Here is a 25,151-nt window from a genome sequence, read left to right on the forward strand (position 1 = left end):
GGCGCGTTGCTCGATCAGAACCGCTCGGCCTTGCATCCGTAGGTGGTTGGGGGGCGCGCACGCCCCCCCGATCAATGCGCGACCATGACGTGGCGCACGACCGAGTAGTCCTCGAGCGCGTAGGACGACAGATCCTTGCCATAGCCCGACTGCTTCAACCCGCCATGCGGCATCTCGCTGGTCAGCATGAAGTGGGTGTTCACCCAGGTGCAGCCGTATTGCAGCCGCGAGGCGACCTGCAGGCCGCGCGAGACATCCTTGGTCCAGACCGAGGACGCGAGGCCGTAATCCGAGTCATTCGCCCAGGCGATGGCCTGATCGGCATCGTCGAAACGGGTGACCGAGACGACGGGGCCAAAGACCTCGCGGCGCACAATCTCGTCGGTTTGCAGCGCGCCTGCGATGACGGTGGGCTTGTAGAAAAAGCCGGGTCCATCCGGGATCTCGCCGCCGGTGGCGACCTCGATATGGTTGGCCTCGCGCGCGCGGGCGACGAAACTGGCCACCCGGTCGCGCTGACGTAGAGAGATAAGCGGCCCCATCTCGTTCTGAGCGTCATCGGCTTGCCCATAGGCTATGGACGAAACCGCGTCGCTTAGATCGGCAACGAAGCGGTCATAGACCGAGCTATGCGCGTAGATGCGGCACGCGGCGGTGCAATCCTGCCCGGCGTTGTAATAGCCAAAGGCGCGCAGGCCCTGCACGGTGGCCTCGATGTCGGCGTCGTCGAAGACGATGACCGGTGCCTTGCCGCCCAGTTCCAGATGGGTGCGCTTGATCGTCTTGTTCGCGGCCTCAAGGATCTTGCGCCCCGTGGCGATGTCGCCGGTCAGCGAGATCATCGCGATCTTGGGGTGGTTGATCAGTGCCGAGCCAACCGTCTCCCCGCGGCCAAGGATGATGTTCACCACGCCTTCGGGCAGGATCTCGGCGAAGATCGCGGCCATGCGCAAGGCGGTCAGAGGCGTCTGTTCCGAGGGTTTGAAGACGACCGTGTTGCCCGCGCCGATAGCGGGCGCGATCTTCCAGGCCATCATCATCAGCGGATAGTTCCAGGGCGCAATCGAGGCCACGATGCCAATCGGATCGCGGCGGATCATCGAGGTGTGGCCCGCCAGGTATTCGCCCGCGACCGGGCCGGTCATGCAGCGCACCGCGCCCGCGAAGAAGCGGAAGCAATCGACGATGGCGGGGATCTCGTCGCCGAGAGCCATATGACCCGGCTTGCCGCAGTTCATCGCCTCAAGGGCGGCAAGGCTTTCGGCCTCGGCCTCGATCCGCTCGGCGATTTTCAGAAGATAGCCCGAACGTTCGGCGGGGGTGGTGCGCGACCATCCGGCAAAGGCCTGCTCGGCGGCGCTGACGGCGGCCTCGACCTGCGCCAGCGAGGCCTCGGGCAGCGATACGATCAGCTCGCCGGTGCGCGGATTGAGGATCTGCTCCTCGGTCTCGGTGCCGCTCACAAGGCTGGCGCCGATCAGCATTTGGGTGTCCATCTCAGTCTCCCTGTTCTTGTCTTATTTCTCGGCGCCGGCGGTGTGTTCGCCGTCGCGGGTCAGGTAATAGGCGGCAAGGATCGGCAGCACCGTCACCAGCACGACGGCCATGGCGACGACGTTGGTCACCGGGCGCTGGCGCGGGCGCACCAGTTCCTCAAGCATCCAGATCGGCAGCGTGGTCTGCTGCCCCGCGGTGAAGGTGGTGACGATGACCTCGTCAAAGCTGAGCGCGAAGGCGAGCATCCCCCCCGCCAGCAGCGCGGTCGCGATATTGGGCAGGATCACCAGCGTGAAGGTCTGCACCCCGTCCGCGCCCAGATCCATCGCCGCGTCGATCAGCGCCCCCGAGGTGCGCCGGAACCGTGCCACCGCGTTGTTATAAACGATGACGATGCAGAAGGTCGCGTGACCCAGCACGATAGTCCAGGTGCTGAAGGGGATCTCCAGCAGCGAAAACGCCGAGCGCAGCGAGATCCCGGTGATGATCCCCGGCAGGGCAATCGGCAGGATCACCAAGAGCGAGATCGTCTCGCGCCCGAAGAAGCGCGACCGGGCCACGGCAGCGGCGGTCAGCGTGCCAAGCGCCAGCGCGATGACGGTCGAGATCGCGGCGACACGCAGCGACAGGAACAGCGCCTCCCACACGTCGGGGCGGTTGAGCGTCACGCCGAGCCATTTCAGCGTGAAGCCGGGCGGCGGCCATTGGAAGCTCTTCTCCTCGGTCGTGAAGGCGTAAACGAAGATCAGCGCAATCGGCGCGAGCAGGAAGAACAGCCCTCCGGCGGCGGCCAGCTTGAGCGGAAGCGGTGCGCGGGTATCAGAGTGCATCGAAAGCCCCCATCTTGCGCGCGCCCCACAGGTAAAGGCCCATGATCACGATCGGCACCACGGTGAAGGCCGCGGCCAGCGGAATGTTCCCCGCCGTGCCCTGCTGGGTATAGACCGCCTGCCCGATGAAAAGCCGCGACGAGCCGATGATCTGCGGGATGATGTAATCGCCAAGCGTCAGCGAGAAGGTAAAGATCGACCCGGCCACGATCCCCGGCATCGCCAGCGGAAACAGCACCATGCGGAACGACTGTGCGGGCGTGGCCCCCAGATCGGCGGCGGCCTCCAGGAGCGGCGCGGGCACCCTTTCAAGCGAGGCCTGAACCGGGATAATCATATAGGGCAGCCAGATATAAACGAATACGATGAAGGTGCCGAGATAGCTGACCGAGAGCGAGTTGCCCCCCACCACCGGCAGCGCCAGCGCGGCCTCAAGCGCCCAGGTCAGGTGCAGCTTGGCGAAAAGCCAGTTCAGGATGCCTTCTTTCGCCAGCACCAACTTCCAGGCGTAGACCTTGACAAGGTAGCTCGACCAAAGCGGCAGCATCACCCCGATGTAGAACAGCGCCTTCCACTTGCCGCGCGCATAGCGGGCCGCGAAATAGGCGATCGGGAAGGCGATCACCGCCGCGGCCAGCGTCACCGCCGCCGCCATCGACACCGTGCGGATGATGATGTCGAGATTGTAAGAGCGGAACAGCTCGGCATAGGTCTTGAGCGTGAACTCATGGACGATTAGACCCGAGTACTCGTCGATCGAGAAGAAGCTCTGGATCAGCAGCGCGATCAGCGCACCGATATAGACGATGCCAAGCCAGAGCGAGATCGGCAGCACCATCAGGAAAACGAACATGCGCGGGTGGCGGATCACCCAATCGACCGCGCGCGATAAGGGCCCCGAGCGGGGGGCGAAGATGGCGGGGCTCAGGGCGCTCATGATCCGCGCTCCATCAGGTGAACCCGCGCCGGGTCCCACGCGATGCGCGTGGCCCGACCGGCATCTGGCAGGTCGTCACGCGGAGCAACCAGCGCGGTCAGGGCTTGGCCGCCGACATCCAGCGCCAGTTTCACCACGCGGCCGTGGAAATAGCGCCCGGTCACCACCGCCTCGCGCCCGGCGGGGTCAAGGGTGATGTCCTCGGGGCGCAGGCTCGCCCATTGGCCCGCAGCGCCCACGCCCGCGAAATCGGCCGGGATCACGTTTGAGGAGCCCACGAAATCGGCGACGAAGCGCGAAGCCGGACGACGATAGATATCCTCGGCGCTGCCCACCTGCTGAATGCGACCCTCGGCAAAAACTGCCACGCGGTCGGCCATCGAGAGCGCCTCTTCCTGATCATGTGTGACGAAAACGAAGGTAAGGCCAAGCGCACGTTGCAGCTTGCGCAGCTCCTCCTGCATCTGCTCGCGCAGCTTGAGGTCGAGCGCGCCGAGCGGCTCGTCCAGCAACAGCACGCGGGGCTTGTTGATCAGCGCGCGGGCAAGGGCCACGCGCTGACGCTGGCCGCCCGACAACTCGCCCGCGCGGCGGCTTCCGTAACCGGCCAGCTCAACCATCGCCAGCGCCTCTTCGGCGGCTTTCAGACGCTCGACCCGGCTCACCCCCTTTACCCGCAACCCGAAGGCCACGTTGTCGAGCACGTTCATATGCGGAAACAGCGCGTAGCTTTGGAACACGGTGTTCACGTTGCGCAGGTAGGGCGGGACGCCATCGGCACGCTCGCCAAAAATCTCGATATGGCCGGCGGTCGGCTGCTCGAACCCCGCGATCAACCGCAGGCAGGTCGTCTTGCCCGACCCGGACGGCCCCAGCATGGTAAAGAATTCTCCGTCGCGGATCGCCAGATCCACCTCATCCACGGCCCGCACAGGTCCGTAATGGCGCGAAACGCCACGGAATGTCACAGCATCAGTCATGTCAGTTCTTTCAGGGGGAGGTTCCCGGACCGGCGTGGCCAGTCCGGGACTTACGCACAGGGATCAGCGGCCGCCAATCACGCCGATGTAGTCGGACACCCAGCGATAGTAGGGAACACAGGTGCCCTGGCTGTCGCATTTCGAAACCGGGGTGCGCCAGAAGCTGATGCGCTCGAAATCGTCTAGGCCGTTCGTGGCACAGCCCTCGGCAGTCTGCATCCCCGAGCCGTCGGTGCAGGCGTCGGGAACCGAGGGAACGGCGCCGAACCAGACCGAGAGGTCCGATTGCAGGTTCGAGCTTAGCGAGTGCTCCATGAACATATAGGCGCAGTTCGGATGCTCGCTGTCGGCATGCAGCATCAGCGTATCAGCCCAGCCGGTCGCGCCCTCTTCGGGGATAACCGAGGCCACCTTGGCACCATCTGCTTGCAGCAGGTTCACCTGGAACGGCCAGGAGGACGAGGCCACGACGCCCTCGTTCTTGAAGTCGTCGATCTGGATGAAGGCGTCATGCCAGTAACGCGACACCAGCGTGCGCTGACCACGCAGCAGGTCAAGCGCCGCCTTGTACTGATCCTCGTTCAGCTCGTAGGGGCTCTTGATACCCAGTTCGGGCTGATGCGCCATCAGATACATCGCGGCGTCGGCGATGTAGATCGGGCCGTCATAGGCCTGCACCCGGCCCTTGTTCGACTTGCCGTCGGGCAGGTCCATCTCCTTGAAGACCACATCCCAGCTTTTCGGCGCCTCGGGGAAGGCCGCGGTGTTATACATCAGCACGTTCGGCCCCCACATGAAGGGGGTGCCGTAGTGCATCCCGTCCACGGTGTGCCAGGGCGCATCCTTGAGACGATCATCGACGCGCGACCAGCTGGGGATCAGGTCGATGTTGACCGGTTGCAGGCGCTTACCCGCGATCAGCCGCAGCGAGGCGTCGCCCGACGCGGTCACAAGGTCAAAGCCGCCCTCATTCATCAGCGCCACCATCTCGTCCGAGGTGTTGGCCGTCTTGACCTCGACCTTGCAGCTGGTGGCCGCTTCGAACTTGGTCACCCAGTCGAAGGCCGGATCGGTCTCGCCGCGCTCGATATAACCCGGCCAGGCCACGATCGAGACAGAGCCCTCGCCCGCGCCAAGCTCGGTCAGCATATCGGCGGCACCTGCCGGCATAGCCATCGCAAGGCCAAGCGCCAGCGCCGAGGCGCATCCCATGTAGATCTTTTTCATCTGCGTCATCCCTGTTGCCATGGGAGCTTCGACTCCCTTGGCGCGAAGCCTGCGCGCGATGAACCGATTTCACAAATTCAATAATCTGGTGGGCAGTATCGGAATTTCCGATATCGTGACTTTACTTCACGTTATTATGGACTTGCGCGGCCAGAACGAACTCGCGCGCGGCGCGCGACAAGGGCGCGCCCTTGCGCCAGACCACGCCGACCTGCACCACCGGCAAGCTGCCCGAAACGTCGCGCGACACGATCCGGTCACCTTCCAGCGACCAGCGGCGATAGACCATCTCGGGCAAAAGCGCGATCCCCGCCCCCGTCGCCACGAGCGAGCGCACAGCCTCGACCGAGCGGGTGCGGAAGGCCACACGCGGCCGGGCGCCGAAGGCCGAGAGCAGCTTGCGCGTCGCTTCTTCGATTTCATCGACGCGCAGCATGATCATCGGCTCGTCAATCAGATCGCCGATCGAGACCGAGGTGCGCGTGCTCAGGTCATGCCCATTTGGCAGCCACAGTTGATAGGGCGAGACGTCGATGATCTCGGTTTGCAGGGCCATCCGGTCGCGCATGTTCGAGGTCACCATGACGGCCACGTCCAGCTCGCCCCCAACCAGCAGGTGTTCAAGGTAATCGCCACTGTCCTCGACTGCGTTCACCTGCACCTTCGGGTTGGCGCGCCGAAACCGCGCCAGAATGTCCGACAGCACATATCCCGCCACAAGCGAGGTCACCCCGATATGCAGCGTGCCGGTGATATCCTCGGCCTCGGTCGAAAGCGCGTGCCGGGCGTCCGAGACATTGCTGAGGATCCCCGTCGCATGGCGCAGGAACTGGTGGCCCTTTTGCGTGATATCAAGACCGCGCGGGTGGCGCTCGAACAGCGTGACGCCCAGATCGGCCTCAAGCTCTCGGATCGCCTCGGTCACCGCGGATTGCGAGATCGCCAGCGCATGGGCCGCCCCCGAGACCGTCCCGGCCTCGGTCACCGCCACAAAATAGCGAAGCTGCTTGAGTGTGAAGGCCATCGCGCGCCCCTGCCCCTAACCTGCGCCAGATAGCACCACGAAGCCGCACCGGCCTCAAGCACCAACGCGCGGCGATCATTCACCGGCGCTGACGGCCCGTTGCGGCGCAAGTGGCACGGAGATCATCGATATGATTGAACCGCACCGACACGACCGCACGGTCGATAACGCTCCAGCCCGCCTCCGGAACGGAGCAGACGCGCGCTAGTTCGAACCTGGCTGCAAGCGCGCAGACCTACGGATGCAATGCTGCTGACAGCCGAATCAAACCGGCCTCCTCAAGGGCGTAAACGCCGGGTCTGAAGCCGCGCGACCCCGCACGAGCTTTGGTACGGCTTGCTTTGAGGCCCTGTCGAGATCTTCGTCCTCAGCCCCGCAATACGACGTTTTCAGATCACTGAGGCAAACATTGGCACCCCGTAGTGCCACCGGGATCGCCCCGCCTTGTGACAAGAAGCACCCCCAGTTCGCGCCGAATACCTTTGGCATTTCTGAAGGGTAACGGAACCCGTGTCCCAGGCATGGCCAAGCGTCAGATGATCTGTGGATTTGTTTCTCAGCAACGCATTGGAGAGCGTTTCGTCTGACCCGGCTCGGCCCCGACCCGCACGTCACTGAGTTGGTCGTGATGATCCAGCTAGACATTAGGAACTATATTCATTATTAGAATATCATTCCAATTTTGGAGAGACCATGTCCTTCAGCCATACCGAACGAAGCCTCCGCGCGATCGAGGTTCTTGCCGAGCACCCGGAGGGGCTCCAGCTGGCGATGATCGCATCGCTGCTGGAAATGCCCAAGCCCGGCGCCCACCGCCTGATGGCAGAGCTGGTGCGGCTCGAATTCGTGACACAGGACCAGAGCGGCGCCTACCTCCTGACCCCCCGCCTGGTTTCAATCGCGTTCCGACACCTTGCCTGCCTGGGAACGGTCGATGCCGCTCAACCCGTTCTCGACCGGTTGGCCAAGATATCCGGAGAACTCGTGCGCCTTTCGGTCACCGACACCCGGCGACAGGTCTTTGTTGCCAAGGCGCAGGGAGCGCGCGGCGGATTGATCTATGACCCGCAAATGGGAGAAGCCGCCCATCTGGCCTCGATGGCGACCGGGCTTGCCTGGCTCTCGACCATGGACGACATCGCCGCGATGCGGCTGGTCACGGCACAGGGTCTCGGTGGCAGCAATCTGGGTCCGAATGCCCCAAAGAGTCCGGCAGAGGTGCTGGCGCGTCTTGAAAACGCCCGCAGCGCAGGCCTTGCCCGCGCGATCGACAGTTCGGCGCCCGGCATGTCAGCCATCGCCGCGCCGGTCTTCCACCCCGGAACCGGAGCCTGCCTTGGCACCGTCTCGATCGGTGGCCCCTCTTCAAGGCTGACGCCCGAGCGCATCGAGGAGCTTTTGCCGGCCCTGCGAGACTCAGCCGCGGAACTTTCGGACCGCGTCGCCGCTTCGACCTATTTCACCCCCGCCCGCGCGGCGAACTAAGGAGCCCCCAATGGACCTCACGCTCAGCCACGAGCAGCGCCTGCTGGTCGATACCGTCCGTGATTTCATCAAGACCGAACTCGCCCCGCTGGAGGAAGCTGTCGAGGAAACCGGCGCCCTCGCCCCCGAACTGGCCGCCGAGGTCTTTCGAAAGAGTTCCGAGCTTGGCCTCTATGCGATGAACGTCCCGGAGGAGCATGGCGGCGGCGGGCTTTCCGCCCTCGACACCATGCTGGTCGAAGAGCAGTTCGGCCGCACCACCGACATTCTGATCCGGCGCGCCTTCGGCAATGTCTACGAGGTTCTGCTGGCCTGCGAGGGCGATCAGGTCGAGCGCTGGCTGCGCCCTGCGGTGCGCGGGGAGCGTGTCTGCTCGATCGCGATCACCGAACCGGGTGCCGGGTCGGATGCGGCATCGATCGCCACGAAGGCAGTCGAGGATGGCAAGGGCGGCTGGATCCTGAACGGCAGCAAGCACTTCATTTCGGATGGGCTGGTGTCCGACTTCTTCGTCGTCTCTGCGGTCACCGACCCCGGCAAGGGCGCGCGCGGGATATCGCTTTTCCTCGTTGACAAGGGAACGCCTGGCCTGACCATCGGGCGCGACCAGCCGATGATGGGCCTGCGCGGCACCTCGCATGTCGAGCTGCATTTCGACAACGTGCCCCTGCAGCCGATCAACATGCTCGGCGCGCGGGGCGAGGGTTTCCGCATGGCGCTTGGCGTTCTGGGCCGGGTGCGTCTGGCGCAGGTCGGCGCGCGCTCCATCGGGAAGGCGACAAAGGTGCTTGACCTGATGGTGGACTACGCGCGCGAGCGTAAGCAGTTTGGCCAGGCCATTGGCGAGTTCCAACTGGTGGGGCAGATGCTGGCTGACTCCGCGCTCGAGATCAACGCGGCCCGCCTTGCGCTCTGGCAAACCGCGATCGAAATCGACGAGGGTCGCGATCCGCGCACTCGTATCAGCTTGGTCAAGGTTCAGGCTGCGGAGACGCTTGGGAGAGTCGTGGACCGCGCCGTTCAGCTTTTCGGCGGCATGGGTTTCTGCAAGGACCTGCCGATTGAGCGCTACTACCGTGACGCCCGGATCTACCGGATCTTCGATGGCACTTCCGAGATCCACCGCACCGTCATGGCCAGAATGCTGATGAAGGGAGAGCCCACGCTCTACGACCCCTTCGTTGCCTGAGTTCACGCACGACAACAGCTCTCTCGGGCGTGGAAAAGGGAAGGCGCGGGCCGCTAGCCCGCGCCTTTTTCTTGACCCATGCCAATCACATCAGGAAAAAGGCGTCGGCATCCTCAAGCTCGCGCAACTGGGCAAGCATCCGCACCGCAGCGTTTGGAGCCCCCATGCCAGTGTAACCGCGACGCTCGACGATCTCGAAGAAGAACCCGTTGATCGACCGCGTATAGATCTGGAAATACTCACCGCCCGCATCACGGTCGTAGAAGATGTTCAGGTCGCGCATCTGCGCAATGACCGCGGGATCGAGATCGAACCGGCACGCAAGGTCCTCGTAGTAGTTCATCGGGACCTGCAAGATATCCTCGGGTGCCATGGAACCTGCGAAGGCGAAGATGTCATCGCAGGCAAGTGCAACGTGATGCCACGGCGCAAAGCCCGATTTTTCAAGGAATCGCTGCGTGGTCGTCGCTGCACCAAAGGACGAGTTCAGCGAAATGCGCACCAGCCCCGTATCATTGGCCAGCGTGCGCGAATGCACCGTTCCATGCGGGTCAAGAACATCCCTGATCTCTTCCGAGCGCATGTCGAATATGGCGCGGTAGAACATCAGCCCCGACAGAAACAGGTTCGGCTGCAGCGCCTGCCCGCAATGATCGACCCGCAGGATATGGGCCGAGGGCTCCTCCCCCGTCGGTTTGAAGGCCCCAAAGCCGGGCATGGTCTCGACGGTGCCAGAGCTGAGGTAGAAAACCGATCCACCGGGACCGCGAAGGACCGGCAGATCATAGGGCGGCTCCGCGGGCTCGCCCAGTTGCTCACCATGAAAGAGGCCAAGCCGGGTATCCATCTGCTCGAGATCGTCAACGATCATGCCAAGACCGGAAACCGACAGGCCCTGCAAAAGGTAGATAGAGTGCGCCAGCCCCTCGGTCATCCGGTTGAGCATGATGACTGCCTCACCCTGCCGCCAAAGATCCACCTTGCCCGTCGTGTGGGTCATCGCGAAGCCCATTGAGCGCAGGAGCCCCGCAACATCCTCCACCTCGTCGCCCTGCGCCACAAACTCGACGAAGGCCGGAGCGACCAGATCCGAATGCAGGGCAGGACGGCGCCGGTGCGCCTCAGACAGCAGATGAAACGCCCGCATCCCGTCACGGGCAATTTGCGATGCAGGAAGCGAGCGGATCTGATCGTTGAACGTCTCGATCGACATCGGAGCTGTGACACCAAGGGTAATCAGCTGCGAATAGAAGTCGGCCACCGGCAAGGTGCCCTGCCCCGGAAACAGCCGGAACGATTGTGTCAGCAGTGCCCTGTCGATCCGACCGGTGGGCGCATCCGCCAGGTGAACGAGGACAATCTTCTCAGGCGGGATTTCGGCCAGAATGGCCGGGTCGGTGTCCATTGCAAACAGATGGACCGCCCCGATCACGAGGCCAAAATTCTCGGCATCGACCCTGCGGACGATATCGAGCGCATCGGCAACCGTGTTGATATGTGCCGAGGTGGCCAGCGCCTCATAGCCTAGCTTCAGGCCCATCGCGTCCGCACGTCGGGCCAGCTCCCGCAAATCAGCTGCAATCCGGTCCCGATCTGCGTCAGAGGCGATCAGTGTCGTTGCACAGACGACCAGCATGGGCGCGCCGATCCGCCGCGTCAGCTCAAGAAAGCGGCCCGCCCGACGGAAGGCTGCCGCGCGCGCATCGCCCTCAAGCCCCTCGAAGTCGCGCAACGACTGCAGCGAAACGATTTCGATCCCGGCATTGCGGGCAAAAACGGGGATTTCCTCGGGGGCGCCATCGAAGCCGATGATGTCCTCACGGAAAACCTCGATCCCGTTGAAACCAGCCGCGGCAGCCGCCTCGATCTTGTCTTCCAACTGCCCCGAGAAACTAATCGACGAAATCGAGCGGAACATGGAATTCTCCTTGGACTGGCAGCGCAACGCGTTGATTTCCCGTATGGTCCACGGTGTGCGCCTCTTTCGTCCGAGGTTATCGCGCGGGACGGATTGGCGCAAATCCAAAGGCAGGCCCACCGCACCCGGGAAGGAAGTGCGATGGGCCCTTGGATGCGGCGTCGGGGTGGATGGGACGCCTACACCTTTCCTTGTGATGCAAGGCGCGCAGGGCGCCTTGCATTCTGATGCTCATCACTCCGTCGACACGTGCCCCACGCCGCCCTCGGGCGAGTAGATGTCGAGGATGTTCCAATGGCCCGAGGTCGGCGTCGGGTTGTTGATCATGGCCACGTCGATCACGGTCGGACGACCGGACTTGATCGCGGCCTCCAGAGCGGGCTTGAACTCGGCCGCCGATTTCACGCGGACGCCATCGACGCCATAGGCCTCGGCGATGGCGGCGTAATCGGGCTTTTGCTCCAGCACGTCATTCGCCTTGGGGAAAAGCGTGCCATAGGTCAGGTCGTAATGCGCCTTTTGCAGACCGGCGATGGTCCCGAAAGCGTTGTTGTTCATCACGACCCAGATCACGGCCAGACCTTCGGCTGCGGCCGTCGCAAGCACCGCCGGGTTCTGACCGAAACCGCCATCCCCCACCAGCGAGATCACCACGCGGTCGGGCGCGGCCACCTTGGCACCGACGGCTGCGGGCGGGCCAAAGCCCATCGTCGCGAAGCCGCCCGGGATCAGGATCGAGCCCGGCGTGTAGATGTCGAATTGCTGCGCCACGCCGTTCTTGTTCCAACCCACGTCCGAGGTCAGGATCGCATCACGGGGCATCGCCTCGCGCAGGTCGGCCAGAATGCGCTCGGGCATCATCGGGAAGGCATCCGAGGTTTGCATCGCGATGTTGCGCGATTTGAACTCGGCGCGGAAGGCGGCGATGGCCTTGACCAGATCGGAACGCTTGACGCCCTCGGGGGCCATTTCCTTCGCGACGCGGGTCAACACCTTCAGCGCCGCCTTGAGATCCGCGACCGCCCCGATTTCCACCGGGTAGTTGCGCCCGATTTCCTGCGGTTCGATGTCGATATGGATCAGGCTGGTTTTGCCCGGACCGATATCGAAGGTGTATTCGGGATACCAGGACGAGCTGTCAGCCTCCTTGAAGCGGCTCCCGAGCGCGATGATCCAGTCGGCGTTCAGGGTCTGCTTGTTGGTGAACTCGGTCCCCCAGAAGCCGGTCATACCCAGCACCAGCGGGTGGTCGTCGGGCAGACAGCCCTTACCCATCAGCGAATGCGCAACGGGGATCTGCAGGTGATCCACGAATTCGCGCAGCTCATCCCAGGCGCGGGCCAGTGCCACGCCACCGCCAGCATAGATCACCGGGCGCTCGGCCTTGAGCAGCGCCCCGACGATCTCGCGCGCGGTCTCGTCATCAAGCGAGGGCTTACGGTAGCTCTTGGCGTTGGCTCCCTGCTTTTCCCACAGTGCGTTCGGGATCTGGGCCGAGAAATAGTCCATCGGCACGTTGACCAGAACCGGGCCCGGCTGGCCGCTTTCGGCCAGGTGGAAGGCCTTTTCCATGATCTCCGGCAGCAGCTCTGGCGTATCGACGCGCCAGGCACGCTTCACGAAGGGGCGGTAGATCTCATACTGGCTGCCGTCGGCATGCAGGTTCACCTCCTGGTGGGGGTGCTTGCCGTAGTAGTAGGACGGGATATCGCCCGCGATCACCACCATCGGAATGCAGTCCAGCGCCGCGTTGGCGACACCGGTCGCTGCGTTGGTCAGCCCCGGCGACAGGTGCGACAGCACGACCGAGGCCTTGCCAGTCACCCGCGCATAGCCGTCCGCCGCATGGGCCGAGATCTGCTCGTGACGCACGTTCACGAACTCGATCCCCGAGTCCGCCATCGCCGCCAGAACGGCGATGTTCGTGTGCCCGCACAGGCCAAAGACGTGCTTGACGCCACGACCTTCGAGATAACGGCAAAGCTGGTTCGAAATCAGGTCCTTGCCGGGTTCGATGTTCTTCGTAACCATCACATCACCTCGGTGTTATAGAACTCGCCAAAGAGTTCTTCGTCAGAGGGGCGATCCGCAGGGATCGGGCGGGCAACCCAAGTCACGTTCATGTAGTGCTTGAGCGAGACGTTCTCGTTGGTGATATTGCCACCCCAGATGCCGCAGCCGAGGCTCGAGGTCATCGGCATCCCGTTCTCGAAGGAACCAGCGTTGGCCTTCGATTGCGGCTGGCGCACCATCACGCGGCTGACCGGCGCGTTCTTGGCATGCTGGAGGATATGCTCCTCGTTGAACGAGTAGATCCCGCAGGAGTGGCCCTTGCCGCCGACGTCGTAGATCGCGCGGACCTTGGCCATTGCGTCATCAAAGTCCTTGAACTTGTAGAGCGCCATCGTGACCGAAAGCTTCTCGCCCGAGAACTTGTGCGCTTTGCCGATTTCCTCCTGTTCGACCATGATGAACTTGCGGTCGTCCGGAATCGAGAAACCGGCATATTCCGCGATCCGCTGCGCCGCGATGGCGACGGTTTCGATCCGACGCGAGCCATCCTCTTTCCACAGCGCCTTTTGCAGAAGGGCCTTCTCTTCGGGGTTGCAGAGGTAGCCACCCTCTTTGATCAGCGCCTCTTTCATAGCGTCGTAGATCTTCTCGTGGATCACGAGGTTGCCGTCAGCCGAGCAGCCCGACCCGAAGTCCGAGGTCTTCGAGATGCGCGAGTTCATCGCGGCTTCGGCGATATCGGCGTCCTCGTCGATAACCATGGTCGCATTGCCCGCGCCCACGCCGTAGGCCGGCTTGCCCGACGAATAGGCCGCCTGCACCATCGGCTTGCCGCCGGTGGCCATGGTCAGATCGCAGTTCGCCATCAGGTAATCGGTGAGCGGGATCGAGGGGTTCTCGACGCACTGAAAAATGTCGCGCGGCGCGCCAAGCTTGGCCAGCGTCTCACGCATCACGCGCACCATTTCGAAGGTCGTTTCCTTGGCACGCGGGTGCGGCGAGAAGATAACCGCGTCCTTGCACTTGATCGCGTAGATGCCGGTGACAGGCGGGGTCAGCTCCGGGTTGGTCGTCGGGATCAGCGAGGCGATGACACCGGCAGGCTTGGCAATCTTGGTCAGGCCCTTGGCGGGGTCCTCCTCGATGATGCCCACAGACTTGCCGCGCAGCGCGTCGCGCAGGACTCCGAGGATCTTGAAACGCTTGCCGGCACGGCCGGCGCGGTCACCGATACCGGACTCGTCCACACCCATCTGGGCGATGCGCACGAAGGTGGTCTCGTTGCCGCAGTTCCAGCCGAGCGCGCGGGCCAGGCGGTCCACCTGTGCTTGATCGTAGTCCTTGATCTCGTCCATCGCGGCACGGGCGCGGGCGATCAACTCGTCAGCGTAAGCGATTTCTTCGGGGGTAATGTCGCGGGCCATGTGGGTCTCCTCCGGTGGTATGGCTTGGGCCGCTCAGGCGGCATGTCCTGCGCGGGTATCCCGCGCATCGGGGTCAAAGAAACGCTTGGCGCCCTCTAGGCAGCGCCTCGCATGTTCGGTGCGGCCGTATTTGGCCATCAGTTCAGCGTTGGGCAGTTCCAGCGAGATCGCCGCATCCGGGATCATCGAGGCGATCAGCTTGAACGAGATCACCCCGTCGCCCGGGTAAAGGCGCGCATCGCGGGCGATATGGATCATCTCATCCTTGTTGTAGGCGACGTGGTCGGTATCGCAGACATGCAGGAAGTTGATCCATTTGCGGGGCACGCGGGCCAGGTCTGCCATCGTGCCGCCGGTAAAGTAGTGATAGAGCGTGTCGATCAGCAGCCCCTGATTGGGGCGGTTCGCCAACCGCAGGATCTCGAGTGCGTCATCGATACAGCACAACCGCGAGAATGCCGGATATTCGAGGTTCACGGTCAGCCCGTATTGCGCGGCCAGATCGCAGATCTCGGAAAAGCGATCGACGATAAAGCCTTTATCGTTCCGGACATCGGTCCAGGCCGAGGAAATCACCTGCTTGGCGCCAAGTTCGGCGCCCGTGGCAAAGGCACGCTCGTAATCGCTTGCCGGGGCCTGGCGCAGGATGCGGGCCAACTCGATATCATAGCATTGCAAGCCGGTTGCCGCGAGTTCGGCCTTGGTGGCGCGCACGACTTCGGGCGCGCAAGGGTCGATATCGGGTTCACCCGCCACGCCCATCTGGATCAGCCGAAAACTCGCGGCATCATAGCCTGCTTCATGCGCGATGCGCACCTGCTCGGGCGGGGTCACCCCCGGAACGGTCAGATAGGCAAGGGAATAGAGGCGGCTCATGCACAGGCTCCTTTCTCTTCGTTGGCGGGGTCGCCGGGCTGGTTGATATGGCCCATTCGCCCCGGCAGGCGGCGGCCCAGAATGTCTTCGGCACGCGCGATGGCGGGCTTCAGCGCGCGCCAATCGATGCCGGTTTCAAGGCCCATCTCGCCAAGCGCAAAGGCCACATCTTCAGTGGCAATATTTCCCGTGGCCTTCGGCACGAAGGGGCAGCCCCCCAGACCGCCAAGAGCGGCGTCGAAAATACGCACGCCAGCCTGAAGCCCGGCCACCATGTTGGCGATGCCCATCCCGCGCGTGTCATGCAGATGCAAAGACAGCGCACAGGCAGGATCGATAACGTCGCGCACACGGCGGCAGAGGTCGAAGACCTGGCGCGGGTTCGCCAGACCAGCCGTGTCCGCCAGATTGATTTCTTGCGCGCCGATGTCCGACCACTGTCGCGCAATGTCGAGCACCACGCTTGGATTGATCGCACCCTCAAAACCGCAGCCGAGTGCGGACTGGATACCGGCACGCACGGCAACCCCTTCGGACAGGGCCTTTTCGATCACCGGAGCGATGCGAGCACGCCCCTCATCGACGCCGCGGTTGGTATTCTTGCGCGAATGCGTCTCGGAGGCCGACACCGAAATCGACAAATGTCGCACATCCACAGCCAGCGCACGGTCCAGGCCTGCCTTGTTGAGGATAAGCGCCGTGTAGATCACACCCGGCTTACGCGTAATACGCGCGAAAAGCTCATCGGTATTGGCCATCGTCGGAACCCATTCGGGATGCACGAACGAGCCTATCTGGATGCGGCGGCAGCCCGCCTCTTCCAACGCCGACAGGAAGGCAAGCTTTTCCTCGACGCTGAACAGGCGCTTTTCATTCTGCAACCCGTCACGCAAGAATTCGTCTTCGACGATCACCTCGCCGGTCAGATCGTACATTGCTTCCTCCCTCAGCGTCAGCCTTGGGAAGAGAATAGCCCCGCCAGTAAGTAACTTCGAATACCCACCTAGACGGATGTGCAACCGTAATGTTAATTTCTAATTCTGGCGGAGGTAATCATGCTCACATTGCGGCAAATCGAGGTCATCCGGGCGATCCTTATCACCGGTACAGTCAAGGGCGCTGCAGACCTTCTGGGCGTGTCGGCGCCCGGCATCAGCCGCGTCATGAAGCATACCGAAAGCCAACTCGGCCTGCGGCTTTTCTCACGCGCGCATGGGCGCTTTGCCCCGACAGACGAAGCGCGCCACATCTTCACCCAGATCAACGAGGTTTTCGCCAAGGTCGAGAACCTTCAGACATCGATCGACATGCTCAAGCGCGGCGAGGACCGCATATTCGCGTTCGCGTCAGTGCCCTCAATTGCGCAGCGCATGCTGCCCAATGCGGTCAAACGCCTGCGCGAAAGGTTCCCTGACCTGCGGATGACGATCGACCAGACAAAGATCGAAGAATCCATCGACTACCTGTTGTTGCGAAAAGGCGAATTGGTGGCCAATTCGTTCAAGATCGACCATCCGGGCCTCATTTCTCTGCCGATTGGCGCCGGCAGGGTCATGGCACTTTTGCCCGAAGGCCACGAACTCGCCCAAGAGGCGAGCGTATCGGTCCGTGACCTCGCCAAGAACCCGATGATCGGGATCTCTCCCAGCGACCCCTATGGCAATATCGTCTCGCGCCCTCTGCGCGACGCGGATCTGCCGGTCGATTTCCAGATCCAGGCACGCGTCGGCCAGACCGTGCAGGCCTTGGTGCGCAACGGGATGGGCGTGGCCCTGATCGACGAATTCTCGGTCGCCGATCAGGTGCTGCCAGGGCTCGCCGTGCGTCCGCTGGCAGAGCCCTCGACCTTCCGCACCTATGCCGTCGTCAACGCCGAGACCCCGCGCTCAATCTTCGCGGAATCGTTGATCGAGCTCCTGCAGCAGGAGATGCGCAAGGCGACGGCCAAGCGTTAAAGCGCAAGGCTCTCTTTCAGCAGCGCCTGATCGAGCGGCTTTCCGGAAAAGATCTGCCAGGCATGCACGCCCTGCCAGAAGAACAGATCCACGCCCGAGACAATCTGCAACCCCGCGTCTGCAGCATCCGACAGAAACTGGGTCTGTGCAGGGGTATAGACCGCGTCAAAAACCCATTGGGCAGAGCCGATCAGGGCCGGATCGAATACGGTCCCCTCATGCCCGATCATCCCGACTGGCGTGCCGTTCGTCAGACCGCTGCAACCCTCGATCGCCTCAGCATGGATCGCATGCGTCGTAACATCGACCCCAAAGGGTGCCAGCGCCTCGGCCAAGGCATCGGCACGCTCGGGCAGTATATCCATCAGCTTGATGCGTTTGCAGCCAAGCCCCACAAGCCCAAAGGCAATCGCCCGCCCGACGCCGCCGCAACCGATCACGCAAGTCGGGCCCGGCGCGGCCTCGCCCCGGACGGCGCGATAACCCGCCATGAACCCGGAATAGTCAGTATTGAAGCCTCTGGGTCCATCCGCGTCGAAGCGCACCGTATTCACTGCCCCCATGGCGGCAACCAGCGGATCCTCGATGGTGACCTTCGGCACGGCGAGCATCTTGTAGGGATAGGTCACATTGATACCGCGGATGTCACTGCGCGCCACCCAATCGAAAAGCGTGTCGAAATCCATCTGCATCTGACGCGGCACCAGCCTGTCGTACTGCACGACCATTCCGTTCTGCTCACCAGCCAGTTCGTGCAGCCGGGGCGAGCGCGAATTGGCGATATTGTCCCCGATCAGTCCAAGATGAAGGTCGTAAGCCATCTGTCCCTCCTGTGTTTGGACCGACGATTAGGCGCCCGCCCCTCGCCCGTCATCTGCCCGCTCGCGCCTTTCAGGCCACGGCGCAGCCCTAGGGATTAGAAACTTGGCCCTCCAGTCATTTTGATGCATCATTATTAGCATGACTGAGCATCAAAATTACAAACCGCGAATCGCCGACATTGCCCTTCAAGCTGGCGTCGGGACGGCCACCGTGGACCGCGTCCTGAACAACCGCCCCGGGGTCAAAGAGAAGACCGTGCAAAAGGTGATGGCGGCGGCGCGGTTTCTGGAGCAAAGCGGCGGGCGTCCGCGCGTGATTGCCCCCACTGCTGCCGGGCTGAACCTGCGCGCGTTTCTCGGCGGCGCCCCAGGCTTTGCCAATGAAATTCTCGGCCGCGCTCTGCGTGAAAGCGCCCGGATGCACGGCGTGCCACTGGCGCTCGATTTCGTGAAACGCACCGATCCCATGGCGCTGGCCGCGCAACTGCGTGGCTGCCTTGAAGACGGCACTTCGGGGGTCATTGTTCAGGCGGTCGAGCACCCCTTCGTCCGCGATGCCATCGCCGAGCTGATCACCCGGGGGCTGCATGTCACCAGCGTGCTGACCCAGATGCCGGGGCTTGATGGGCTTGGTTATATAGGTCTCGACAACCGCGCAGCGGGAAGGCTTGCCGGACAGATCCTTGGCTTACTTTGTGGAGGGAAAGGAGAAATTGCAGTATTTCATTCCGACGCAATCTATCGCAGCCACGAGGAACGCGAGGCCGGACTGCGATCGGTTCTGCGCGAAGATTTTCCAGATATCCGGATCGTCGAAACGATCTCGACCGACGACAACCCGAACGAATGCTTCCGCCGCGCCCAGCAAGTCCTTTCAAAACACCCGGATCTGACCGGCCTCGTGAACCTGGCCGCGGGTAATCGCGGGATCGAGCGCGCGCTGCTCGATTCAGGTCGCGCGACCGAACTGACCTTCGTTGCCTTCAACCTTACACCGCTGTCGCGCAAGGCACTTGTCGAACGCACGATGGACGCCGTCATCCACCAGGACATGACCCGTATCGCGGAAGAGGCGGTCACAGCCCAGATCGCAGCCCATCAGGGGAAGGTCTTGCCCGGAAAGATGATCCCGACCGAGTTGATCCTGCGCGAGAACTTGAAAGATGCGTCCAATTTTTGATGCATCATTTTGAATAATTCACATCAAATTAGCAATCAATTCAACTCCAGCGACAATTCATACCCGCTTCGGGATTGGGAGAACCCCACGACCACCGGTAAACATTGGCATCAGGCTTGGAACCGGAGGACACCCCATGAATGATTTGCCGCTAAAGGGAATTCGCGTCATCGATTACTCCCATTTTCTGGCTGGCCCATTCATGAGCCGCACACTCGCAGCTTTCGGCGCGGATGTGATCAAGGTCGAGCGCCCGACGGTCGGCGATGCGGGCCGCGCGTCTCCGACGCAAAAGGATGGCGTCTCGGGTTACTTCCTTCAGCAGAACATGGGCAAGCGCGGTCTCTGCCTCGATCTGCGCAAGCCCGGAGCGGTCGAGCTGATGAAACGCCTCACACGCACCGCGGATGTCTTTGTCGAGAACTACCGCCCCGGCGCGTTGAACCGACTTGGCCTGGGCTATGAAACCCTTTCGGCGGAAAACCCCGGCCTGATCTACGCATCGGTTTCGGCCTTCGGCCATACTGGCCCGCTATCCGAGCGGCCGGGCTTTGGTCTCATTGCCGAGGCGATGAGCGGCGCGATGTCGATCATCGGCACCAAGGGCGAGGCACCGCCCCTGTTCAGGATGCCGCTTGCGGATATGTACACCGGCATCCACGGCACCGCCGCGATCATTGCAGCGCTTTATGGCCGCAAGGCGACGGGGCGCGGCCAGCACATCGATCTTGCCCTTTATGACTGCATGGTCTCGATGCACGACTATGCCCTACAGGGGTATCTCATGTCGGATGGGCGTGACCTGCCCGAGCAAACCGGTGACAACCTGCCAGACTCTACCGTTTACGGCTGCTTCGCCGCACCCGACGGCTACCTGGTCATTGCGGCCCAAGTGGATGACACCTGGGTGCGGCTCGCCCGCTTGATGGGCGGCGACGAGCTGGCCGCCGATCTGCGCTTTCTGGGCGCGGCCAATCGCAACACCCATAACGCCGAGGCCATCGCGCTCGTCCGCGACTGGTGCGCACGGCAGGAAAGCCGCGCCGCCTGCCTTCAGGCTCTGGACGAGGCCGGCGTTCCCGCGGCGCCCGTCCAGACCATTGACGAGGTTGCCAATGATCCCCAGATCGCCGCACGCGAAATGATCATCGAGCAAGAGCACCCCAAGCTGGGCAAGGTGCGGCTGCCCAACCTGCCTTTCCGCTTTTCGGATTACGACATGGGCGTGCCATCTGCCGCACCGGAACTTGGCCAGCACAACGACTCGATCGCCGCCGAACTTGGCTTTTCCACGGACGAAATCGCCGAGATGGTGCAAAGCGGCGCACTCTACTCGGCCTGAACTCAGGGTTGCAGGAAGCGCAGGGCGACGGTCAGGGTGAAGAAGCTCAGGATCGTCGCCAGAACCTGCGCTGTGGCGGTCAGTCCCAGCCGTCCGAAACGCTGACCGAAGAGCGAATAGATCGAAATCATCGGCACACCCGCCCCCAGAACCCCTGCGACGCGCATCGGGTCGGGGACAGAGGGCACGAGCATGAAAACGAGGGCAACCGCCAAAGGATGCCCCAAGAGCTTGCCGATAACGATCCGCGCAACACCGCCATCGAGTTCGCGCAACGACAACTGCGCGACGGAACCACCGATAATCAGAAGCGCCACCGGGGCTGCAACAGGGGCCATCATACGCAGCACCTGATCTGCCGGCTCAGGAACCGGCAGGTGAAATCCGGTCCAGACCAAGGCAACGATGGCGGCAACGGTCAGCGGGTTTCGCAAGATAGATGTTGCGACGCCACGCACCGAGACCGGCGCCTTTCCTTGCCCCACCTCGCAAAGACTGACAGCCATCGGGATCATAAGAAGGTTCTCGACCAGAACCGCCAGCGCAAAGCATTGCAGCGCCACCTCAGGGCCGACCACAAGCGTTGCCACGGGCAGCGCGAAGAAGGCCGAGTTTGAGCAGGACATCCCCATCGCCTCGATCGCCGCGTCGCCAAAGCTTCGGCCGGAAAGACGCACAATGGTGAAGCCAAGGGCATAGATAGCCAATGAACCCACGGCGTAGGCGAAGATATAGTCCCATCGCAACGTCTCGTTCAGCGGATTGCCGGTGATTGCGAGGAACATCATCGCTGGAAGAAAGATCTTCAGAATGATGCTGCCGAAGCCCTTTACCTCGGCCCCGTCGATATAGCGCAGCCTGACCGCCAGGAAGCCAATCGACAGCAGAATGTAGATCGGCAGCGCCAGCAGGAAGATGTTGAGCATCTCAGCCTTTCGCCTTCCATTCCGCCGCAAGCGAGCGCGCCGCGTTCAGCAACAGCGCCTGATCGACCCCGACCGCGGTGAAGGTCGTGCCCGCCGAATGGGCAGCCGCAAGAAATTCTGCGTTCAACGTCAATATTCCAGCGGGCTTTCCACACGCCCGGATCCGGGCAAGCGCGTCGAGAGCCACCGTTCGCACCTCGGGGTGCGCGCCCTGCCCCGGATAACCCATCGAAGCCGCAAGATCCGCGGGCCCGATGAACAAGCCATCGACGCCATCGACGGCGCAGATTTCCTCGATATTGGCGACGGCCTCTACGCTTTCCACCTGCACCAGCACGCAGATCTCGCCTGCGGCCTTGGTCGCGTAATCCTCGACCAGGCCATAATGGGTTGCGCGCGAGATGCCCGCATAGCCACGCAGCCCCTGAGGGGCATAGCGCGTTGCGGCCACGGCCAGTTGCGCCTGTTCAGCGGTGTTCACCATCGGGATCAGCAGGCTTTGCGCACCGATATCCAGCAACCGCTTGATCTCGACCAGATCGAGCGAGCCAGGGCGCACGACGCATTGCGTAGGCCAGGGTGCTGCGGCCTGCAGCATGGCATGTACCGTCTCCAACCCGACCGCGGCATGTTCGGTGTCGATCAGCATCCAGTCGTAACCGCAGGTCGCAAGCGCCTCGGCATGGGCCGGATGCGGAGTGGTACACCAGATGCCGATCTGCTGGCGGCCTTCGACGATAGCGGCTTTGAAGCTGTTATGCGGAATCTGCATCGGCTCACTCCTCAAGGTAAACGCGCGCACCACTTTCGGCACTGCGCAGAACGGCGTCGATCAATTCGATAGTGCGCAACCCCTCGCGCCCCGAAACCAGAGGCGCCTCGCCATCGCGGATTACGCGGGCGAATTGCTCGGCCTGAAGAACGAGCGGATCGCCCGCGGCGCGAGGGCTGTGCCGGACAGTCAGCGGCTCCCACCAGCTGCGCATAGCCGGGTTTGACCAGACCCGGCCCGACGGCAGGTCTATCGCCCCTTCGGTGCCGCCGATCTGGTAACAACTTTCCTGCGTAACCGGATACGCCGGATTTTCGCCCGTGGTAATTTCCCACGACCATGGGGCCACAATCGTATCCGAGACATTGGCCGTGCCAAGCGCGCCATTGGAAAAATCAAAGGTCACGACGCAACTCTCCTCGACCGGGTTGCCGCGCACGGCATTCGAACTCAGAGCGTAGACCGAGGCGACCTCGCCGACCAGATACCGCATCAGATCGAGATCGTGCGCGAGGTTGGTCAGGACGGGCCCCGCCCCCTTCTGACGCCGCCAGGGCACGTCAAAATAGTCGTCCGGCTTCATCAGCCAGAACATTGCATGGGCCGAGACGATACGACCGAGCGCGCCGCGATCGATCTCTGCCTTTGCGGCAGCGATGAGCGGATTGTGACGCCGATGATGCCCGGTCAGCAGAGGGACGCCCGCCGCCTCGGCGGCCTCAACAAGCCGCCGCGCCGCCAACACATCGGAATCGATCGGCTTTTCCACCAGCACCGGCATGCCGGCCGCGATGCAAGCCATTCCCCCGTCGCCGTGCATGGCCGTTGGGGTGCAAAGAAAGACCCCGTCGCACAGACCGGATTGGATCATCTCCTCGAGCGTGGAGAACAGGGGCACATCAAGGTCTGATGCCACCCCTGCCGCACGCGGGTCGGGGTCGGCAAGCGCGGTCAGTTCCGCCCCCTCGGCCTGCGCAATCGCCTTTGCGTGGCGGCGACCGATCAGCCCCGCCCCGACGATGCCGAAGCGGACGGATCTCATTTCCCGCCCAGAAGCGAACACACCCGGCGCACGCAAAGCGCGTAGCCCTCGACACCGAAGCCCGCCATCACCCCGTCCGCGCGCAGCGAGACATAGGAGTGGTGGCGGAAGCTTTCGCGCTTGTGCACGTTCGAGATATGGCACTCGAAGACTGGCCCCTCGAAGGCATTCAGCGCATCGAGGATCGCGACCGAGGTATGGGTATAGGCGCCAGGGTTGATCACGATGGCGCAGGCCTCTTCGCGCGCGCGGTGGATCAGTTCGACGATGCCGCCCTCGTAATTCGACTGGAACAGCTTCACCTCGAAGCCCTTCTCGGCCGCGACGGCGGCGCAGTTGCGCTCGACATCGTCCAGCGTGTCGTAACCGTAGATTTCGGGCTGTCGCTTGCCCAGCAAGTTCAGGTTCGGCCCGTTCAGGATAAAAATCGGTTTGCTGCTCATTGGTCCCTCCCCCGGCATGCAATCTCCCATTGGTAGACCAGACCGCGAGTGCTTTCGAGTACCGCTTATGCAACTTGGGTTGCCTTGATGTTACGTCTCAGGGCAATCCATTATAATCGATTATTTGTTTTACATATGCGTTAATGTATGATTTAACATTTTCAATATCATCCTAAGATATTCTGTGGACAGGCCACTGCGAATCCGCCAATCTCCCCGCAGCCCCCGGGAGGAGGGGTGCGCCATTGCGTTCTCAGTGGAGGAGACCATGACCATGAAATTCACCCGCCGCGCGCTTATTGCGGTGACCACCGCAATCGCCCTTACCGCTTCTGCTGGCGGTGCATTCGCCCAGGACAAGATCAAGCTGCGCCTTTCCTCGGTGAACTCGGAAACCGACCAGCGCGCCATCGCACTGGTCGAGAAGTTCGGCCCGGAAGTCGCAGATTTCGCCGAATTCGAACCGCACTGGAACGGGACGCTCTTCAAGCAGGGCACCGAGCTTGAGGCCATCGCCCGCGGCAACCTTGAAATGTCGATCACCTCAGCGCAGGAACTTGCAGAATTCTTCCAGGAATTCTCAATATTCTCAGCTGGTTACGTGCACCAGTCGGCTGAGCATCAGGTCAAGGTCTTCAACGACCCGCTGATGGCCCCCTTCAAGCAGAAGGTCGAGGATAAGCTGGGCATCAAGCTCCTCGCCGTCATGTACCTTGGCAAGCGCCAGCTGAACCTGCGCGGTGACAAGATGATCAACACCCCGGCCGACCTGGAAGGCGTCAAGTTGCGCATGCCGGGGTCGGAAGCTTGGCAGTTCCTTGGCAAGGCCCTTGGCGCCTCGCCAGTGCCGGTCGCCTTCACCGAGCTTTACACCTCGCTTCAGACCGGCGCCGTGGACGGCCAGGACAACCCCCTGCCGACCGTTGTTGACGCCAAGTTCTACGAAGTCACCAACCAGATCGCACTGACCTCGCACCTCGTGGACCTCAACTACATCGCCATCTCGAAAGCCGCGTTCGACGCGATGACCCCCGAGCAGCAGGCGACGGTCCAAAAGGCCGCGGAGGACGCCGCCGAATTCGGCCGCCAGAACCAGCTCAAGAAAGAAGAAGAGCTTGTCGCCTTCCTCAAGGAAAAGGGCCTCAATATCTATGAACCCGACGTTGCGGCCTTCCGCGCCAAGGTTCAGGCCGACTATCTTGCCTCTGAATATGCGGCAAGCTGGCCCGCTGGTGTTCTCGACCAGATCAACGCGCTTGGCGAATAAGCC

22 protein-coding genes are annotated in these 25,151 nt (G+C 62.6%); 6 read left to right on the forward strand and 16 right to left on the reverse strand.

What is annotated here, in order from left to right; genetic code table 11:
- Positions 1 to 71 precede the first annotated feature (71 nt).
- The 6 genes from LZA78_RS06190 to LZA78_RS06215 form a co-directional block, all read right to left on the reverse strand.
- Positions 72 to 1,496 (reverse strand): gamma-aminobutyraldehyde dehydrogenase, encoded by a 1,425-nt coding sequence (locus tag LZA78_RS06190; RefSeq protein WP_233676059.1) that lies wholly within the window; start codon positions 1,494 to 1,496, stop codon positions 72 to 74.
- Positions 1,497 to 1,517: 21 nt separating this feature from the next.
- Complete coding sequence (locus tag LZA78_RS06195; RefSeq protein WP_233676060.1) at positions 1,518 to 2,327, reverse strand: ABC transporter permease; 810 nt, start codon at positions 2,325 to 2,327, stop codon at positions 1,518 to 1,520.
- Positions 2,317 to 3,264 (reverse strand): ABC transporter permease, encoded by a 948-nt coding sequence (locus LZA78_RS06200; RefSeq protein WP_233676061.1) that lies wholly within the window; start codon positions 3,262 to 3,264, stop codon positions 2,317 to 2,319. Before LZA78_RS06200 ends, LZA78_RS06195 begins: the two co-directional genes overlap by 11 nt.
- A complete protein-coding gene (locus tag LZA78_RS06205; RefSeq protein ID WP_233676062.1) occupies positions 3,261 to 4,244 on the reverse strand; it encodes an ABC transporter ATP-binding protein in 984 nt (327 codons plus the stop codon). The genes LZA78_RS06200 and LZA78_RS06205 overlap by 4 nt, the downstream gene beginning before the upstream one ends.
- A gap of 63 nt (positions 4,245 to 4,307) precedes the next feature.
- Positions 4,308 to 5,471, reverse strand: a complete 1,164-nt coding sequence (locus LZA78_RS06210) for an ABC transporter substrate-binding protein (protein ID WP_233676063.1) — start codon at positions 5,469 to 5,471, stop codon at positions 4,308 to 4,310.
- A 121-nt stretch (positions 5,472 to 5,592) separates the two neighbouring features.
- On the reverse strand, positions 5,593 to 6,495 hold the full coding sequence (locus LZA78_RS06215; protein ID WP_233676064.1) for a LysR family transcriptional regulator: 903 nt from the start codon (positions 6,493 to 6,495) through the stop codon (positions 5,593 to 5,595).
- A gap of 693 nt (positions 6,496 to 7,188) precedes the next feature.
- Between LZA78_RS06215 and LZA78_RS06220 the strand changes: the two genes are divergently transcribed.
- Positions 7,189 to 7,980, forward strand: coding sequence for an IclR family transcriptional regulator (locus LZA78_RS06220; protein WP_233676065.1), 792 nt, complete (start codon positions 7,189 to 7,191; stop codon positions 7,978 to 7,980).
- Positions 7,981 to 7,990: 10 nt separating this feature from the next.
- Positions 7,991 to 9,169, forward strand: a complete 1,179-nt coding sequence (locus LZA78_RS06225) for an acyl-CoA dehydrogenase family protein (RefSeq protein ID WP_233676066.1) — start codon at positions 7,991 to 7,993, stop codon at positions 9,167 to 9,169.
- An 85-nt stretch (positions 9,170 to 9,254) separates the two neighbouring features.
- On the opposite strand, the gene LZA78_RS06230 is transcribed toward LZA78_RS06225, so the two are convergent.
- From LZA78_RS06230 to LZA78_RS06250, 5 genes are all read right to left on the reverse strand, one after another.
- Positions 9,255 to 11,087 (reverse strand): bifunctional sugar phosphate isomerase/epimerase/4-hydroxyphenylpyruvate dioxygenase family protein, encoded by a 1,833-nt coding sequence (locus tag LZA78_RS06230; protein ID WP_233676067.1) that lies wholly within the window; start codon positions 11,085 to 11,087, stop codon positions 9,255 to 9,257.
- Between the two features lie 234 nt (positions 11,088 to 11,321).
- A complete protein-coding gene (locus tag LZA78_RS06235; protein WP_233676068.1) occupies positions 11,322 to 13,118 on the reverse strand; it encodes a thiamine pyrophosphate-binding protein in 1,797 nt (598 codons plus the stop codon).
- Entirely contained in the window at positions 13,118 to 14,524 is a 1,407-nt protein-coding gene (locus tag LZA78_RS06240) for an aldehyde dehydrogenase family protein (protein ID WP_233676069.1), read from the reverse strand. Before LZA78_RS06240 ends, LZA78_RS06235 begins: the two co-directional genes overlap by 1 nt.
- A gap of 33 nt (positions 14,525 to 14,557) precedes the next feature.
- A complete protein-coding gene (locus tag LZA78_RS06245; protein ID WP_233676070.1) occupies positions 14,558 to 15,400 on the reverse strand; it encodes a sugar phosphate isomerase/epimerase family protein in 843 nt (280 codons plus the stop codon).
- Positions 15,397 to 16,335, reverse strand: coding sequence for a hydroxymethylglutaryl-CoA lyase (locus LZA78_RS06250; RefSeq protein WP_233676071.1), 939 nt, complete (start codon positions 16,333 to 16,335; stop codon positions 15,397 to 15,399). The genes LZA78_RS06245 and LZA78_RS06250 overlap by 4 nt, the downstream gene beginning before the upstream one ends.
- A gap of 120 nt (positions 16,336 to 16,455) precedes the next feature.
- Here LZA78_RS06250 and LZA78_RS06255 point away from each other — a divergent pair, with 120 nt between their 5' ends.
- Complete coding sequence (locus LZA78_RS06255; protein WP_233676072.1) at positions 16,456 to 17,355, forward strand: LysR family transcriptional regulator; 900 nt, start codon at positions 16,456 to 16,458, stop codon at positions 17,353 to 17,355.
- Here LZA78_RS06255 and LZA78_RS06260 read toward each other — a convergent pair.
- A complete protein-coding gene (locus LZA78_RS06260; protein WP_233676073.1) occupies positions 17,352 to 18,176 on the reverse strand; it encodes a shikimate dehydrogenase family protein in 825 nt (274 codons plus the stop codon). The genes LZA78_RS06255 and LZA78_RS06260 overlap by 4 nt on opposite strands.
- A gap of 139 nt (positions 18,177 to 18,315) precedes the next feature.
- Here LZA78_RS06260 and LZA78_RS06265 point away from each other — a divergent pair, with 139 nt between their 5' ends.
- Positions 18,316 to 19,356 carry a LacI family DNA-binding transcriptional regulator gene (locus LZA78_RS06265; RefSeq protein WP_233676074.1) on the forward strand — a complete coding sequence of 347 codons (1,041 nt, stop codon included), beginning with the start codon at positions 18,316 to 18,318 and terminating at the stop codon, positions 19,354 to 19,356.
- 136 nt (positions 19,357 to 19,492) lie between these two features.
- Positions 19,493 to 20,698 (forward strand): CaiB/BaiF CoA transferase family protein, encoded by a 1,206-nt coding sequence (locus LZA78_RS06270; protein ID WP_255697217.1) that lies wholly within the window; start codon positions 19,493 to 19,495, stop codon positions 20,696 to 20,698.
- A 2-nt stretch (positions 20,699 to 20,700) separates the two neighbouring features.
- Here the strand turns inward: LZA78_RS06270 and LZA78_RS06275 are convergent, their stop codons facing one another.
- The 4 genes from LZA78_RS06275 to aroQ are packed head-to-tail and all read right to left on the reverse strand — an operon-like array spanning position 20,701 to position 23,881.
- Complete coding sequence (locus tag LZA78_RS06275) at positions 20,701 to 21,624, reverse strand: AEC family transporter (RefSeq protein ID WP_233676076.1); 924 nt, start codon at positions 21,622 to 21,624, stop codon at positions 20,701 to 20,703.
- 1 nt (position 21,625) lies between these two features.
- A complete protein-coding gene (locus LZA78_RS06280) occupies positions 21,626 to 22,396 on the reverse strand; it encodes an HpcH/HpaI aldolase family protein (protein ID WP_233676077.1) in 771 nt (256 codons plus the stop codon).
- A gap of 4 nt (positions 22,397 to 22,400) precedes the next feature.
- A complete protein-coding gene (locus tag LZA78_RS06285; protein ID WP_233676078.1) occupies positions 22,401 to 23,438 on the reverse strand; it encodes a Gfo/Idh/MocA family protein in 1,038 nt (345 codons plus the stop codon).
- Positions 23,435 to 23,881, reverse strand: a complete 447-nt coding sequence (aroQ, locus tag LZA78_RS06290) for a type II 3-dehydroquinate dehydratase (protein ID WP_233676079.1) — start codon at positions 23,879 to 23,881, stop codon at positions 23,435 to 23,437. The genes LZA78_RS06285 and aroQ overlap by 4 nt, the downstream gene beginning before the upstream one ends.
- Before the next feature lie 268 nt (positions 23,882 to 24,149).
- Between aroQ and LZA78_RS06295 the strand changes: the two genes are divergently transcribed.
- Positions 24,150 to 25,148 carry a sialic acid TRAP transporter substrate-binding protein SiaP gene (locus LZA78_RS06295; RefSeq protein ID WP_233676080.1) on the forward strand — a complete coding sequence of 333 codons (999 nt, stop codon included), beginning with the start codon at positions 24,150 to 24,152 and terminating at the stop codon, positions 25,146 to 25,148.
- The last annotated feature ends 3 nt before the right edge of the window (positions 25,149 to 25,151 follow it).

The organism is Rhodobacter flavimaris (assembly GCF_021378075.1).
GTDB lineage: Bacteria > Pseudomonadota > Alphaproteobacteria > Rhodobacterales > Rhodobacteraceae > Rhodobacter > Rhodobacter flavimaris.

Excerpts from the sequence above, each read along its gene's own strand:
- LZA78_RS06190 (WP_233676059.1), bottom strand. The coding sequence starts at position 1,496 with ATGGACACCCAAATGCTGATCGGCGCCAGCCTTGTGAGCGGCACCGAG.
- LZA78_RS06195 (WP_233676060.1), bottom strand. The coding sequence starts at position 2,327 with ATGCACTCTGATACCCGCGCACCGCTTCCGCTCAAGCTGGCCGCCGCC.
- LZA78_RS06200 (WP_233676061.1), bottom strand. The coding sequence starts at position 3,264 with ATGAGCGCCCTGAGCCCCGCCATCTTCGCCCCCCGCTCGGGGCCCTTA.
- LZA78_RS06205 (WP_233676062.1), bottom strand. The coding sequence starts at position 4,244 with ATGACTGATGCTGTGACATTCCGTGGCGTTTCGCGCCATTACGGACCT.
- LZA78_RS06210 (WP_233676063.1), bottom strand. The coding sequence starts at position 5,471 with ATGAAAAAGATCTACATGGGATGCGCCTCGGCGCTGGCGCTTGGCCTT.
- LZA78_RS06215 (WP_233676064.1), bottom strand. The coding sequence starts at position 6,495 with ATGGCCTTCACACTCAAGCAGCTTCGCTATTTTGTGGCGGTGACCGAG.
- LZA78_RS06220 (WP_233676065.1), top strand. The coding sequence starts at position 7,189 with ATGTCCTTCAGCCATACCGAACGAAGCCTCCGCGCGATCGAGGTTCTT.
- LZA78_RS06225 (WP_233676066.1), top strand. The coding sequence starts at position 7,991 with ATGGACCTCACGCTCAGCCACGAGCAGCGCCTGCTGGTCGATACCGTC.
- LZA78_RS06230 (WP_233676067.1), bottom strand. The coding sequence starts at position 11,087 with ATGTTCCGCTCGATTTCGTCGATTAGTTTCTCGGGGCAGTTGGAAGAC.
- LZA78_RS06235 (WP_233676068.1), bottom strand. The coding sequence starts at position 13,118 with ATGGTTACGAAGAACATCGAACCCGGCAAGGACCTGATTTCGAACCAG.
- LZA78_RS06240 (WP_233676069.1), bottom strand. The coding sequence starts at position 14,524 with ATGGCCCGCGACATTACCCCCGAAGAAATCGCTTACGCTGACGAGTTG.
- LZA78_RS06245 (WP_233676070.1), bottom strand. The coding sequence starts at position 15,400 with ATGAGCCGCCTCTATTCCCTTGCCTATCTGACCGTTCCGGGGGTGACC.
- LZA78_RS06250 (WP_233676071.1), bottom strand. The coding sequence starts at position 16,335 with ATGTACGATCTGACCGGCGAGGTGATCGTCGAAGACGAATTCTTGCGT.
- LZA78_RS06255 (WP_233676072.1), top strand. The coding sequence starts at position 16,456 with ATGCTCACATTGCGGCAAATCGAGGTCATCCGGGCGATCCTTATCACC.
- LZA78_RS06260 (WP_233676073.1), bottom strand. The coding sequence starts at position 18,176 with ATGGCTTACGACCTTCATCTTGGACTGATCGGGGACAATATCGCCAAT.
- LZA78_RS06265 (WP_233676074.1), top strand. The coding sequence starts at position 18,316 with ATGACTGAGCATCAAAATTACAAACCGCGAATCGCCGACATTGCCCTT.
- LZA78_RS06270 (WP_255697217.1), top strand. The coding sequence starts at position 19,493 with ATGAATGATTTGCCGCTAAAGGGAATTCGCGTCATCGATTACTCCCAT.
- LZA78_RS06275 (WP_233676076.1), bottom strand. The coding sequence starts at position 21,624 with ATGCTCAACATCTTCCTGCTGGCGCTGCCGATCTACATTCTGCTGTCG.
- LZA78_RS06280 (WP_233676077.1), bottom strand. The coding sequence starts at position 22,396 with ATGCAGATTCCGCATAACAGCTTCAAAGCCGCTATCGTCGAAGGCCGC.
- LZA78_RS06285 (WP_233676078.1), bottom strand. The coding sequence starts at position 23,438 with ATGAGATCCGTCCGCTTCGGCATCGTCGGGGCGGGGCTGATCGGTCGC.
- aroQ (WP_233676079.1), bottom strand. The coding sequence starts at position 23,881 with ATGAGCAGCAAACCGATTTTTATCCTGAACGGGCCGAACCTGAACTTG.
- LZA78_RS06295 (WP_233676080.1), top strand. The coding sequence starts at position 24,150 with ATGACCATGAAATTCACCCGCCGCGCGCTTATTGCGGTGACCACCGCA.